This is a genomic window from Pseudonocardia oceani (genome assembly GCF_019263585.2).
In the GTDB taxonomy this organism is placed as follows: domain Bacteria; phylum Actinomycetota; class Actinomycetes; order Mycobacteriales; family Pseudonocardiaceae; genus Pseudonocardia; species Pseudonocardia oceani.
Genome location: NZ_JADQDF010000001.1, coordinates 6,297,303 through 6,309,686 on the forward strand (window position 1 = coordinate 6,297,303; position 12,384 = coordinate 6,309,686).

Annotated in this window: 14 protein-coding genes; 6 read left to right on the top strand and 8 right to left on the bottom strand. The window is 76.5% G+C overall.

The window, feature by feature from the left end; translation table 11 throughout:
* Window positions 1–3 precede the first annotated feature (3 nt).
* On the bottom strand, window positions 4–1,074 hold the full coding sequence (locus tag I4I82_RS31580; RefSeq protein ID WP_218596335.1) for a coiled-coil domain-containing protein: 1,071 nt from the start codon (window positions 1,072–1,074) through the stop codon (window positions 4–6).
* Between the two features lie 110 nt (window positions 1,075–1,184).
* Between I4I82_RS31580 and I4I82_RS31585 the strand changes: the two genes are divergently transcribed.
* The gene (locus I4I82_RS31585; protein WP_225920736.1) at window positions 1,185–2,339 is read left to right on the top strand and encodes a tyrosine-type recombinase/integrase; all 1,155 of its coding nucleotides are present in this window, start codon (window positions 1,185–1,187) and stop codon (window positions 2,337–2,339) included.
* A 19-nt stretch (window positions 2,340–2,358) separates the two neighbouring features.
* Window positions 2,359–2,769: a tRNA (N6-threonylcarbamoyladenosine(37)-N6)-methyltransferase TrmO gene (gene tsaA / locus I4I82_RS31590; RefSeq protein ID WP_218596336.1), complete on the top strand. Its 411-nt coding sequence runs from the start codon at window positions 2,359–2,361 to the stop codon at window positions 2,767–2,769.
* Between the two features lie 24 nt (window positions 2,770–2,793).
* Here tsaA and I4I82_RS31595 read toward each other — a convergent pair whose 3' ends face one another.
* Both I4I82_RS31595 and I4I82_RS31600 read right to left on the bottom strand, forming a co-directional pair.
* Window positions 2,794–3,216 carry an anthrone oxygenase family protein gene (locus I4I82_RS31595; RefSeq protein WP_226370361.1) on the bottom strand — a complete coding sequence of 141 codons (423 nt, stop codon included), beginning with the start codon at window positions 3,214–3,216 and terminating at the stop codon, window positions 2,794–2,796.
* Window positions 3,213–3,692 carry a Rossmann-fold NAD(P)-binding domain-containing protein gene (locus tag I4I82_RS31600; protein WP_218596337.1) on the bottom strand — a complete coding sequence of 160 codons (480 nt, stop codon included), beginning with the start codon at window positions 3,690–3,692 and terminating at the stop codon, window positions 3,213–3,215. Before I4I82_RS31600 ends, I4I82_RS31595 begins: the two co-directional genes overlap by 4 nt.
* A 131-nt stretch (window positions 3,693–3,823) precedes the next feature.
* Here I4I82_RS31600 and I4I82_RS31605 point away from each other — a divergent pair, with 131 nt between their 5' ends.
* Entirely contained in the window at window positions 3,824–4,786 is a 963-nt protein-coding gene (locus tag I4I82_RS31605; protein ID WP_218591144.1) for an AraC family transcriptional regulator, read from the top strand.
* Here the strand turns inward: I4I82_RS31605 and I4I82_RS31610 are convergent.
* A complete protein-coding gene (locus I4I82_RS31610; RefSeq protein ID WP_218591143.1) occupies window positions 4,773–6,770 on the bottom strand; it encodes a SpoIIE family protein phosphatase in 1,998 nt (665 codons plus the stop codon). The two genes, I4I82_RS31605 and I4I82_RS31610, sit on opposite strands and share 14 nt — an antisense overlap.
* Window positions 6,771–6,928: 158 nt before the next feature.
* On the opposite strand from I4I82_RS31610, the gene I4I82_RS31615 reads away from it, so the two are divergent.
* Window positions 6,929–7,267, top strand: a complete 339-nt coding sequence (locus tag I4I82_RS31615) for an ArsR/SmtB family transcription factor (RefSeq protein WP_218591142.1) — start codon at window positions 6,929–6,931, stop codon at window positions 7,265–7,267.
* Complete coding sequence (locus I4I82_RS31620; RefSeq protein ID WP_218591141.1) at window positions 7,264–7,884, top strand: SRPBCC family protein; 621 nt, start codon at window positions 7,264–7,266, stop codon at window positions 7,882–7,884. The genes I4I82_RS31615 and I4I82_RS31620 overlap by 4 nt, the downstream gene beginning before the upstream one ends.
* On the opposite strand, the gene I4I82_RS31625 is transcribed toward I4I82_RS31620, so the two are convergent.
* From I4I82_RS31625 to I4I82_RS31640, 4 genes are all read right to left on the bottom strand, one after another.
* A complete protein-coding gene (locus I4I82_RS31625; protein WP_218591140.1) occupies window positions 7,872–8,975 on the bottom strand; it encodes a ferrochelatase in 1,104 nt (367 codons plus the stop codon). The genes I4I82_RS31620 and I4I82_RS31625 overlap by 13 nt on opposite strands.
* 370 nt (window positions 8,976–9,345) lie before the next feature.
* Complete coding sequence (gene fabI / locus I4I82_RS31630; RefSeq protein WP_218591139.1) at window positions 9,346–10,113, bottom strand: enoyl-ACP reductase FabI; 768 nt, start codon at window positions 10,111–10,113, stop codon at window positions 9,346–9,348.
* Between the two features lie 10 nt (window positions 10,114–10,123).
* Window positions 10,124–10,834: a 3-oxoacyl-ACP reductase FabG gene (gene fabG, locus I4I82_RS31635; protein ID WP_218591138.1), complete on the bottom strand. Its 711-nt coding sequence runs from the start codon at window positions 10,832–10,834 to the stop codon at window positions 10,124–10,126.
* A 10-nt stretch (window positions 10,835–10,844) separates the two neighbouring features.
* Window positions 10,845–11,705 (bottom strand): alpha/beta fold hydrolase, encoded by an 861-nt coding sequence (locus I4I82_RS31640; protein WP_226370362.1) that lies wholly within the window; start codon window positions 11,703–11,705, stop codon window positions 10,845–10,847.
* Between the two features lie 69 nt (window positions 11,706–11,774).
* Here I4I82_RS31640 and I4I82_RS31645 point away from each other — a divergent pair, with 69 nt between their 5' ends.
* The gene (locus tag I4I82_RS31645; protein ID WP_218591137.1) at window positions 11,775–12,383 is read left to right on the top strand and encodes a winged helix-turn-helix transcriptional regulator; all 609 of its coding nucleotides are present in this window, start codon (window positions 11,775–11,777) and stop codon (window positions 12,381–12,383) included.
* Window position 12,384 lies beyond the last annotated feature (1 nt).

The following is a 12,384-nucleotide window of genomic DNA, read 5'->3' on the forward strand; positions in this document are numbered from 1 at the left end:
TCCTCAGCTCCGCGTGGACAGCGTCGCGTGCAGCCGTTCCACCTCGGCCTCCGCGCGGGCGCGCAGGGCGTCGGCGGTGCGGGCGGCGGCCAGGGCCTCGGCCGCCTCGCGGCGGGCGTCGGCGGCGTCCCGCCGGGCGGCGGCGAGGTCGTCGGCGACGCGGCGCTCCGCCTGCTCCCGCGCACCCGCGCGCTCGGTGTCGGCGGCCGCGGCGGCGCGCCGGGACTCGTCGCGCTCGGCGCTCACGGCCTCGACCTGCGCGCGCAGCTCGGCGGCGCGGGCGCGCTCGGCGTCGCGCTCGGCCAGGGCCCGCTCCGCGGTGACGGCGACGGCTGCGGCGGCGCGTTCGGCGTCCCCGGTCCGCTCCCCGGCGAGCCGCGCCGCCTCCGCGGCCTGCCCGGCGCGGGCCTCCGCACGCTCGACGCGCTCGCGGGCCTGCTCCTCGGCCCGGTCGAGGGCGTCCCGCGCGGCCACCTCGGCCCGCCGCACCCGCTCGACCGCCCGCTCCTCGAGCGCGGCCCGCCCGGCCACCGCCTCCTCGGCCTGCTGACGCGCGGCGCCCAGCGCCTCGGTCGCCTCCAGCGCCTGCCTCGCCGCCGCGGCCGCCCGCTCCCCCGCCTCCGCCCGCTCCCGGCCCGCCCGCTCCGCCGCCTCCGCGCTGCGCCGCGCCCGCGCGACCGCCTCGTCGCGCGCCTCCTCCGCCGCCACCCGCCGGGCCTCGGCCTCGGCGACCCGCCGGTGCGCGGCCTCCACGGAGGCGACCGCGTCGCGCTGCACCTCGTCGAGCCGCTCCGACACCGCGTCGAGCGCGACCGCCAGCTCCCCCACCGGCCCGCGGACGGCCTCGACGTGCTCGCGCAGCCGGTCGGCGTCGAGCCCGAACGCGGCGCGGCCGGAGTCGAGCCCGAGCGCGCCCAGGGCGTCGCGCTCGGCGCGGGCCATCTGCGCGCACGTGCGCCCGCCCTCCCAGCGGGTGTCGCGGCAGAACGAGCGGCGCCGGCCGCCCTGCGGGCCCGGGGCGGGCAGCTCGGTGCGGCAGCGGCTGTACCCGCAGCGTGCGGCGTCGTCGATCATGGACGGAACCTACCAGTTCATGGTTGCGCAACTACAGAAACTGTTTTGTGTTGCGCGATCTCAACCCTGCGCCAACGAAACGGCTGTTTCGCAGGGAGTACCGTCGCCGGATGAGCTCCGACGCCCTCGCCGTCCTCGAATCGATGGACCGCCGTGCGTCGGCCGTCGACTGGCCCGGCGTCGACGACCCCGACGCCCTGCGCGCGCAGCTGATGAGCTGGCTGGGCCAGTACGCCAACGCCGGCACCCGACGCACCTACGCGTACGCACTCGGCCTGCCCGTCGCGTGGGTCGACCCGCCCGGCCCGGACGCACCCAGCCTGGCGACCACGAGCACCCGCCGCCCTCCCCCGGCCGCCCGCGGCCCCCTGCACGACCTCGCCTGGTTCCGCTGGTGCGCCCGCCGCGGGCTCGACCCCCGCGGTGCCACCACGCGGGACGTCACCGCCTGGCTGCACGCCCTCGACGCCGCCGGGGCGCAGCGGCGGACCCGGCAGCGGATGCTGTCCACGGTGGCCGCGTTCTGCGGGCACCTCGCCGAGACCGGCGTGATCACCGCCAACCCGGCCGCCGTCAACCGCTCGCGCCTGGGCCTGTCGACCAGCGCCCGCGACGCCTCCCCGACCGTCCGGCTCACCGCCGCCCAGGTCCGCGCCCTGCTCACCGCCGCCGCCCGGCTGCACCACGGCCGCGACCCGCGCGCCGGGCTGTACTCGTTGCGCGCCGTCGCGTTCGTCGCCCTCCTGACTCTGGGCCTGCGCATCTCCGAGCTCGTCGGCCTCGACCGCGGCGACCTCTACCGCACCGGCGGCGAGGAGGTGCTGCGCGTGCGCGGCAAGGGCGGGCTGCACCGCGAGGTCTACCTGACCGCCCCGGTCCGGGAGGCGCTCGTCGCCTACCTCGCCGAGCGCGACCGTCTCGGCGGCGAGGCCGTCCCCGCCCGCCGCGGCCACGCTCGGCCGCCGACCCCGATGATCGCCACCCGCGGCGGCGGGCGCTGCTCGCGCGTCGACCTCGCCCAGCTGCTGCGCCGCATCGCCACGGCCGGGGGGCCGGAGCTCGACGGCGTCGCCGACCGCGTCCACCCGCACGCCCTGCGCCACGCCTACGTGACCATCGCCCTGGAGAACGGCGCCCCGATCCAGCACGTGCAGGCCGACGTCGGGCACGCCTCGATCGCCACCACCCAGCACTACGACCGCGGCCTGCGCACCCGCGACAGCAGCGCCGCCGACATCGTGGCCGCGGCCACCGCCGCACCCTGACCGGCCCTACCCTCGCCCGATGGACCGCTACGAGCTCCGCCCGATCGGCCGGGTCGAGTCACCCCTCACCGACCGCGCGAGCGCCCCCAAGCAGGGCCACGAGGGCTCCCCCGACGCCTGGATCGTCCTCGACGACCACGTGGCCGACGCCGCCCGCGACCTGGCCGTCGGCGGGGACGCGATCGTCCTGACCTGGCTCGACCGCGCCGACCGCACCGTGCAGACCACCCGCCCCCGCGACGACCCGGCCCGCCCGCCGACCGGCGTGTTCTCCACCCGCTCCCCGGACCGGCCGAACCCGATCGGGCTGCACCGCGTCCGGATCCGCTCGATCGAGGGCCCGCGGATCGGCGTGCGCGACCTGGAGGCCCTCGACGGCACCCCGGTGGTCGACGTCAAGGCCGTCCTGGACCTGCCCGGCGAGCACTGACCGGCGGTCACCAGGCGGGCGGGATCACGCCACCAGCAGCAGCCCGAGCGCCACGGTCGCGGCACCGGCCCGCACGTGGTTCCACCGCGTCCACCGGACCAGGTAGCGCTCCCACGGGACGCGGTCGGCGGCCAGCGCGTCGTTGAGCGGCACGTTCACCGCCGCCGTCACCCCGAGCACGCCGACGACGTAGACCGCGGCGGCGCCGACGACCGGCGCCGCCCCTCCCGATGCGACGGCCGCCGCCCCCGCAGCGACGCCCGCCCCGCCGAACACGCCCAGGAACAGCGGGTTGAGCACCGCGGCGTTGACCGACCGCATCGCCGCGGCACCGTCGCCGGCGGGCAGGCGGCGCAGCGCCGTCATCACCCCGGCGGAGAAGGCGAACAGCAGCCCGGCGACGAGCCCGCACCCCACCCCGGCGACGACCCGCAGCGCCTCGCTCACGCCACCCACTCCCCCACCAGGTCCCCGATCCCGGTCGGCGTCGTGTTCTCCGCCGTCCGCCGCGCCGCGATCCGCCCCTCGTTCAGCGCCCGCGTCATGCCCAGGTGCCGGGCGGCGGCGTCGGGTGACGACCCCGCGCCCACCAGCGCGGCCGCCATCTCCTCGTCGGGCAGCCGCACGTACGGCAGGTCGGGCCGGCCCAGCGCGGCGCCGAGCACGGCGGCCACCTCGACCTGGGTGAGGTCGCGCGGCCCCAGCAGCTCGACGACCCCGGTCCGGTCGCGGGTGCGCAGGGCGCTGGCCGTCGCCACGGCGACGTAACGGGTGGCGACCAGCGGCACCGGGAGGTCCGGGTCGAGGGGGTCGGCCACGCAGCCCAGCTCCTCCACGACCGGCAGCGCCTCGGCCGCGTTGCCCTCCAGCGCGGCCACTATCAGGCGGCCCACCCGGCCCGTCGCGCCCATCGCGGTGATCATGGTGTGTCCTCTCGTCGTCCTGTGGCGCGTCCAGCCTGGCGCCGCCGTACCGGACGATCCATGCCCCTCCGTCGCCTGTTCCTGCTCGATCGTCCCGACCACCCGGACGTCCGGGCTGCCACACTGGCGGCGTGGAGACCCCCTGGTCCGTCGCGCCGCCCGACGCCCTCGGCGAGGCGCTGCACCACCTGCGCCTCGCCGGCACCTTCTACTGCCGCTCCGAGCTGACGGCGCCGTGGGGGCTCACGGTGCCGCCGCTGCCCGGTCACCTCTGGCTGCACGTCGTCACCGCGGGCGGTTGCCGCCTGGAGACCGACGGCGCCGAGGCGGTGCAGCTCCGGGCGGGCGACGTCGCACTGGTGCCGCACGGCGACGGCCACCGCCTGCGCAGCGCGCCCGGCACCATCGCGCCGTCGGTGATGGACCTGCCGCAGGCGTTCGCGAACGACCGGTACTCCCTGCTGCGCCACGGCTCCGGCGGCGATCCGACGACGCTGATCTGCGCGGCCGTGCAGGTCGACACGCCCGGGGCCCGCGACCTCGTGGGGCTCCTGCCGCCGCTGCTGCACGTCGGCGCCTCGCCGCGCACCGAGTGGATGCAGGCGACGCTGCGCCTCGTCGCCGCCGAGGCGGAGCAGTTGCGGCCCGGCGGCGAGGCCGTGCTGACGCGCCTGGCCGACGTCCTGGTGATCCAGGTCGTGCGCTCCTGGCTGGAGACCGACCCCGCGGCGCGCACCGGGTGGCTCGGCGCGCTGGCCGACCCCCGCATCGGCCGGGCGATCACACTGATCCACCGCGAGCCGGCACGGGCGTGGACGGTCGCGTCGCTGGCCGCGGAGATCCCGATGTCGCGCTCGGCGTTCGCGGCCCGGTTCACCGCACTGGTCGGCGAGCCCGTGCTGGCCTACCTCACGCGGCGGCGGATGCACCTCGCCCTCGACCGCCTGCGCGCCGGTGACACGGGCGTCGCCGAGGTCGCGGGCGCACTGGGCTACCGCTCGGAGGCCGCGTTCAGCCGCGCGTTCACCCGCGTGATCGGCACGACCCCCGGAGCGATCCGCCGAGGCGCGACCGGCGCGCTCACACCTCGCTGACGGCGACGATCCGGTCGAGGTCGCTGAGCACGATCGCGTGCCGGGCGGGCGACCCCGGCGGCACGACGAACCGCAGCCCGCGGCCGTCGGCGGTCATGTCCTCGACGAAGTCGTAGAGCACGTGGATGCCGGCGCTGCCCAGGTGCGTGACGGCCCCGAGGTCGACGACCAGCGGCAGCGCCCCGCCGCGGCTGGCCGACCACAGCTCGCGGCGCAGGTCCTCGGCGGTGCTGAGGTCGATCGGGCCGCCCAGGGCGATCCGCGGCTCGGCCGTCGTCGTGAGCGTCACGGTCATCGTCGACGGGCGCGGCGTCGCGCTCGTGCCCGCCACGGTCGCCGGGCTCACCACGGGCTCCCGGCGCAGGCGGCGGTCGAGCAGCAGCGTCGTGCCCTCGGCGCTGTCGTCGATCTCGACGGTGTCCATGCAGCCGCGCATCATCAGCAGCCCGCGCCCGCGGTGGCCGGGATCGGCCGGGGCGTTGCGCCAGCTGCCGCGGTCGGTGATCGTCATGCAGATGCGGCCCTGGCCGTCGAGCTGGCCCTCGACGCGCACCGAGCCACCGCCCTCGGGGTAGGCGTGCTCGACGCTGTTGGTGGCCGCCTCGACCACCGCGATCTCGATCGAGGCGATGTCGGCGTCGCCGACGCCGAGCTCGGTGAGCCACTCCTCCAGGTCGCGGCGCAGCACCGAGAGGCGCCGGGGCTCGGCGGGGATCTCGGTGGCGAAGTCGGGCACGACCCGGCCGGTGAGTCGCAGCGCCAGCACCGTGACGTCGTCGTGGTAGCCCTGGCGGGTCATCCGCTCGACGGTCAGCTCGGCCACGCGGTCGGTGGCGTCGGCCGACATCGTCGACGCCGGCCCGCGCCGCACCGCCGCCGACGCGACCTCGGCCAGCTCGGTGAGCCCGACCGTGAGGTCCTGCGACGGGCGCTCGACGAGGCCGTCGGAGTAGCACAGCAGCAGGTCGCCAGGGGCGAGCACCGCCGTGCCGACGGTCGCGGCCGGGCCCGCCACCCCGAGCGGGCCGCCGCCGGGCGCGGGCAGGAAGCGCGCCGCGCCGTCGCTCGACACGGCCAGGGGCGGCGGGTGGCCCGCGCAGACGTAGCGGACCTCCCCGTCGGGCCGGACGAGCGCGACGCACACCGTGGCGCCGCGCGCTCCGGGTACGCGGCCGGCGAAGGCGTCGAGGCGGGCGAGGACGGTGTCGAGGTCGTCGCCGTCGAGGAGGAACTCGACGAGCACCGCCCGCAGCTGCGCCATCACCGCGGCGGCGACGGACCCGCGGCCGACGACGTCGCCGACCATGACGGCCGCGGTGCCGTCGAGGGCGACCGCCTCGAACCAGTCGCCGCCCGCGGCCTGCTCGGCGCCGGCGACGAGGTAGTGCGCGGCGATCCGCAGACCGGGCAGCACCGGCAGCCCGTCGGGCAGCAGGCTGCGCTGCAGCGTGAGTACGACGTCCTGCGCGGCTGCGTAGCGCTCGCGCAGCGCCGCGGTGTCGGCCTCCAGCGAGCGGCGGTGCCGCACGGCCGCGGTGACGTCGCGGAACTGCATCGCCACCCCGCTGACGGCGCCGAGCGCGTCGCGCAGCGGGACGACGTCGACGTCGACGAGGCGGTCGTCGCCGTCGACGTGGCCGTCGACCTCGATGCGCCACTCCCGGACCGCGAACGGCTCCCCGGTGGACAGGACGCGGTCGAGGCGCCCCAGCAGGTCCTGCCCGGCGATCTCGGGGAGGACCTCGCGCAGCGGGCGGCCGAGGATGCCGGGGCGGTCGCCCAGGAACGTGCGGGCGGCGCGGTTGGCGCCCACGACCCGGTGGTCGGGGCCCTCGTGCACGAGCACGCCGTGCGGGAGCTCCTCGAGCGCGCGGGCGAGGACGTGCGGGTCGGAGGAGGCCCGACCGTCGGATGCCGTGTAGCCGGAAGCCGTGTGGTCGAGCGCTGCGGTGTCCCGCGCTGCCTCGACGTGACGATCCGGCATCGGCCGCTCCTGGAGGTCGGTTGAGCCGGAGGGTACCGAGTGGCCCTCCCGTACTCCGAACGGCCCGTCGCCGTAGCCGAACGCCGCAGCGCACGGGCACGCAGAGCCACATAAAAGAAGCCTGGACTTATATGAGCCATAGCCGTTAAAGTCGCACCGTGCACGCGTTCGACGTCCTCGGGGACCCGGTCCGCCGCCGGATCCTGGAGCTGCTCGCCGCCGGCGAGCTGAGCTCCGGCGCGGTCACGGAGACGATCCGCGCGGAGTTCGGGATCTCCCAGCCCGCGGTGTCGCAGCACCTGAAGGTGCTGCGGGACAACGGGTTCGCCATCGTTCGCCCCGAGGGCACCCGCCGGCTCTACCGCGTCCGCGCGGAGCCGCTGCGGGAGGTCGACGCGTGGCTCGACCACTTCCGACGCACCTGGACACCCCGACTCGACGCGCTGGCCACCGAGGTGGCCCGCGGGCGTCGCACATCCCGGCAGGAGCCCCCATGACCGACGTGACCCACGAGATCAGCACCGTTGCCCGCACCGCCGGGCGCCGCACGCTGGAGGCGGGCGAGGCCCGCGTCCTCACGATCAGCCGCACGTACCCGACCGACCAGGCCGACCTCTGGGACGCCTGCACCACGCCCGAGCGCATCGCCCGCTGGTTCCTGCCCGTCACCGGCGAGTTGCGCCCGGGCGGGCGCTACCAGCTCGAGGGCAACGCCGGCGGTGTCGTCGAGCGCTGCGAGGCACCGCACGGCTTCGCCGCGACCTGGGAGATGGGCGACGAGGTCAGCTGGATCACCGTGCGCCTGGAGCCCGAGGGCGCCGAGCGCACCCGGTTCACCCTGGAGCACCTCGCCCACGTCGACGACGTGCGCTGGGCCGAGTTCGGCCCGGCCGCCGCCGGCATCGGCTGGGACCTCGGGCTGCTCGGGCTGGAGCGCCACCTCGCCGACCCGTCCTCGACCGTCGACGAGGCCGCGTTCACCTCCACCGACGAGGGCCGCGCGTTCATGGCCACGGCCGGGCGGGAGTGGGGCGAGGCCGCGATCGCGGCGGGCGACGACCCCGCGGCCGCGCGCGCCGCGGCGGAGCGGACGGTCGGGTTCTACTCCGGCTGAGCCGGCCCGGGCTGGGCCGACCCGGACTGGGCCGACCCGGACTGGGCCGACCCGGGCTGGGCCGGCCGCGCCGGCCGCTGCGGCGGCTCGCAGCACGCAGGGGTGCACAGCGTCCCGTTGACCCCGCACCCCGCGCGCGGCACCTCGCCCAGCGCACGGGGTGCGCGGTCGTGGCGGTGCTCGTCGACGAGCTCGACGACCATGTCGGCGAACCGCGGGTCGGGTCCGGCCGTGGCGGCGCGGGCGAAGCCCATGCCGAGCTCGGCGGCCCGCTCCGCGGCCTCGGTGTCGAGGTCCCAGATGACCTCGACGTGGTCGGAGACGAACCCGATCGGCGCGACGACGACGCCCGGGACGCCCGCGGCGTGCAGCGCGTCGATGTGGTCGACGATGTCGGGCTCCAGCCACGGGATGCGCGGCGGGCCCGAGCGGGACTGCCACACGACGTCGAACTCCGCCTCCCCCAGCTCGCCGGCGACGAGCCGCGCGGCCTCGGTGACCTGCGTCGAGTACCGGTGGCCGCCCTCCTCGGGCGGGCCCGCCGACGCGTCTGCCGACGAGGGCACCGAGTGCGCGGTGAACACCAGCCGCGCCCCCTCCCCCGCGCGTCCGCGGACCGCGCGCACGGCGTCGGCGTTGGCGGCGACGAACTCGGGGTGGTCGAAGAAGTGCCGCAGCTTCACCAGCTCCGGCGCAGCCTCCCCCACCGCCTCACGGGCCCTGGCGATGTCCTCGTGGTACTGCCGGCAGGCCGAGTAGCCGCCGTAGGCGCTGGTGGCGAACACGAGCGCGCGCCCCACCCCGTCGCGGGCCATCTCGGCGACGGTGTCCTCGACCATCGGGTGCCAGTTGCGGTTGCCGAAGTACACCGGCAGGTCGGTGCGCGAGCGGACGGCGTCGATCAGCTCGCGGTTGCGCGCGTTGATCGGCGAGACGCCGCCGAAGTGCTGGTAGTGCTCCTCGACGGCGTCGAGCCGCTCCGGCGGGATGCCGCGCCCGCGGGTCACGTTCTCCAGGAAGGGGCGGACCTCGTCGGGGCCCTCGGGGCCGCCGAAGGACAGGACGAGCAGGGCGTCGACACATCCGGGCACCTGCCGATCGTGCCACCGCACCGGGCACACTGCGCGTCATGGTGGCGGCGCGGGAGCAGGACGTGCACGACCTCGCCGCGGCGGTGCCGCACGTCACGGTGGCCCGCGGCCCCGGCGGCAAAGCCGTCTACCAGGTGAGCGGGAAGTCGTTCGTGTTCTTCCGCACGCCCCGGCCGGACGCCGTCGACGACACCACCGGCGAGCGGCTCACCGACGTCGTCGTCCTGTGGGTGCCGGACGAGGAGGACAAGCGGGCGCCGGTGCAGGACCAGCTCGCCGAGGTCGTGCAGGACGCCTGGCTGTCGCGGGCCTCGGCCCGCCGCGCGGCCCGCTGGCTGGCCGCGCAGCAGCGGGAGCAGGCGTTGCCCGCTCAGACGCCGATCGCGTGGAACCCGCCGTCGGCCATCACCATCGAGCCGGTGGTGACCGGCAGCCAGTCGCTCAGCACCGCGCACACCGTCTTGGCCACCGGCACCGGGTCGGTGACGTCCCAGCCCAGCGGTGCGCGCCCGTCCCAGGCGTCCTCGAACGCGGCGAAGCCGGGGATGGACTTCGCGGCCATCGTCTTCACCGGGCCGGCGGCGACGAGGTTGACGCGGATCCCCTGCGGGCCGAGGTCGCGGGCGAGGTAGCGGGTGACCGACTCCAGCGTCGACTTCGCCACGCCCATCCAGTCGTAGGCGGGCCAGGCCTGGCGGTTGTCGAAGTCCATGCCCACGATCGAGCCGCCCGGGCCCATCAGCGGCAGCGCCGCCACCGCGAGCGACTTGAACGAGTACGCGCTGACCTGGATGGTCGTGGCGACGTCCTCCCACGGGGCCTTCAGGAACGCGCCCTCGCCCAGGCAGGACGCGGGCGCGAAGCCGATCGAGTGCAGGACGCCGTCGAGGCGGTCGGTGTGCTCGGCCAGGCGGTCGACCAGGGAGTCGAGCTGCGACTGGTCGGACACGTCGAGCTCCACGACCGGCGCCGGCTTCGGCAGCCGCTGCGCGATCCGCTCGACGAGCCGCATCCGGCCGAACCCGGTGAGGACCACCTCGGCCCCCTGCTCCTGCGCCACCTTGGCGGCGTGGAACGCGAGCGAGGCATCGGTGATCACGCCGGTGACGAGCAGCTTCTTGCCCTCGAGAAGACCCATGCTCGCTACGCTAGTGCCCCATTCCCAGTCCGCCGTCGACCGGGATGACGGCGCCGGTCACGTACGCGGCCCCCGGCGACCCGAGCCAGGTGACGACCGACGCCACCTCCTCGACGCTGGCGTAGCGTCCCAGCGGCACCTGCCTGAGGATCTCGGTGCGGCGGGCGTCGGGCAGGGCGCGGGTCATGTCGGTGTCGACGAACCCCGGCGCGACGACATTGGCGGTGATTCCGCGCGAGCCCAGCTCCCGGGCCACCGAGCGGGCCAGCCCGACCAGCCCGGACTTCGACGCCGCGTAGTTGACCTGCCCGGCCGACCCCGTCAGCCCGACGACGCTGGAGACGAAGATCATCCGCCCGGCGCGGGCCTTGAGCATCGCGCGGGTGGCGCGCTTGGCGACGCGGTAGGCGGCGGTGAGGTTGGCGTCGACGACCTTGGTGAAGGAGTCCTCGCTCATCCTCATCAGCAGGCCGTCGTCGGTGATGCCGGCGTTGGACACCAGCACCTCGACGGGGCCGAGCTCGGCCTCCACCGCGGTGAACGCGGCGTCGACGGCCGCGGCGTCGGTGACATCGCACTGCACGGGGAACAGGCCCTCGGGCAGGTCCTCGACCGGACTGCGGTGCGTCACCGCCACCCGGTCGCCCTGCTCGACGAACGCCTGCGCGATCGCCAGCCCGATCCCGCGGTTTCCTCCGGTCACCAGCACTGTTCTCGACACGGGCGACACCCTAACGGGACGTGTGCCCCAGGATCTCGGTGATCACGACGTCCCACACCGGCGGCGGGGGCACCTGGTGCCCGACGCCGGGCAGCTCGACCAGCCGCGCCCCCGGGACCTCCGCGGCCAGTGCCCGGCCGTGCGCCGGCGGGAACAGCGGGTCCTCGGTGCCGTGCAGCACCAGCGTCGGCGCGGTGATCGCCGCGACGCCCGTGCGGCGCGGCTCGCCCTGGTCGACGATCCAGTGGTTGGTCATGCTCGCCGCGACGTCCGGGGTGCGGGCGACGACCCGGGTCGCGATGGCGCGCACGCGCTCCTCGTCGAACGCCAGGGTGCCCCGGAGCAGGCGCTCGCCCTCCACGAAGGCGGCGACGGCGGCGTCGGGGTCGGACCAGTCCGGGCCGGGCGGGGGCTCGGCGAACGACCGCGCCACGTCCGCGCGCATCGGCGGCGGCACCGGCCGGTCGGGCGGTGCCGGGCCGACCGCGGTGGTCGAGAGCAGCGTGAGCGTGGCGACCCGGTCGGCGTGGTCGATCGCGAGCTCCTGCGCGATGCCCCCGCCCATCGAGACGCCGACGACGTGCGCCCGTGCGATCCCCAGCCCGTCGAGCACGGCGAGCGCGTCGGCGCCCAGGTCGGCGCCGGTGTAGCCGGGCTGCCCCGCGGTCCACTGCGTCGAGCCGCCGGTGTCGCGGTGGTCGTAGCGCACGACGTGCCGACCGCCCGCGACGAGCCGCGCGCAGAACCCGTCCTCCCACCAGTCCATCGACGACGCCGCGCCGGCGATGAGCAGCACCGCCGGGTCCTGCGGTGACCCCAGGGACTCCACGCACAGCTCGGCGCCCGCGGCCCGGATCCGGGTGATCGGCACGACCTGCTCCTCCTCCGTCGGCTACGATGACCGTAGCAGCCACTACGATTTTCGTACAAGGAGAGCGGCGTGCGCACCTACGGCCAGAGCTGCCCCGTCGCCCACGCCCTCGACGCCGTGGGCGACCGGTGGTCGCTGCTCGTCGTGCGCGAGCTGCGGCTGGGCCCGCGCCGCTACAGCGACCTCGCCGCCGCGCTGCCCGGGATCGGGCCGAGCGTGCTGTCGCAGCGGCTGCGCGACCTGGTCGGCGCGGGCGTCCTGGAGCAGCGGGGCCCCGCCTACGCCCTCACGCCGTGGGGCGCCGGGCTGGAGCCGGTGTTCCGCGCGCTCGCCGCCTGGGGCATGGCGTCACCGACCCCCCGCACCGGCACCGTCAGCGCCGACTCGGTGCTGCTGGGCCTGCGCACCTTCTTCGCCCGCACGCCCGGCTGGGACGCCGTGGTGGAGGTGCGCACGGCGCGCGAGGCCTACCGCGTGGTCGTCGTCGACGGGGAGCTGCGCGAACTCGCGCGGGGCGCGGCGGCGCAGGCCCCGGACGCGGTGGTCACCGGCGACGACCTCGACGGCCTGACCGACGGCCCCGACGCCTTCGACGCGGCGATGGAGGCCGGGACGCTGGCGGTCGACGGGGACGTCGGGGCGGTGCGGCGGCTGGTCACGTCCGCGGCCCGGCCCTGAC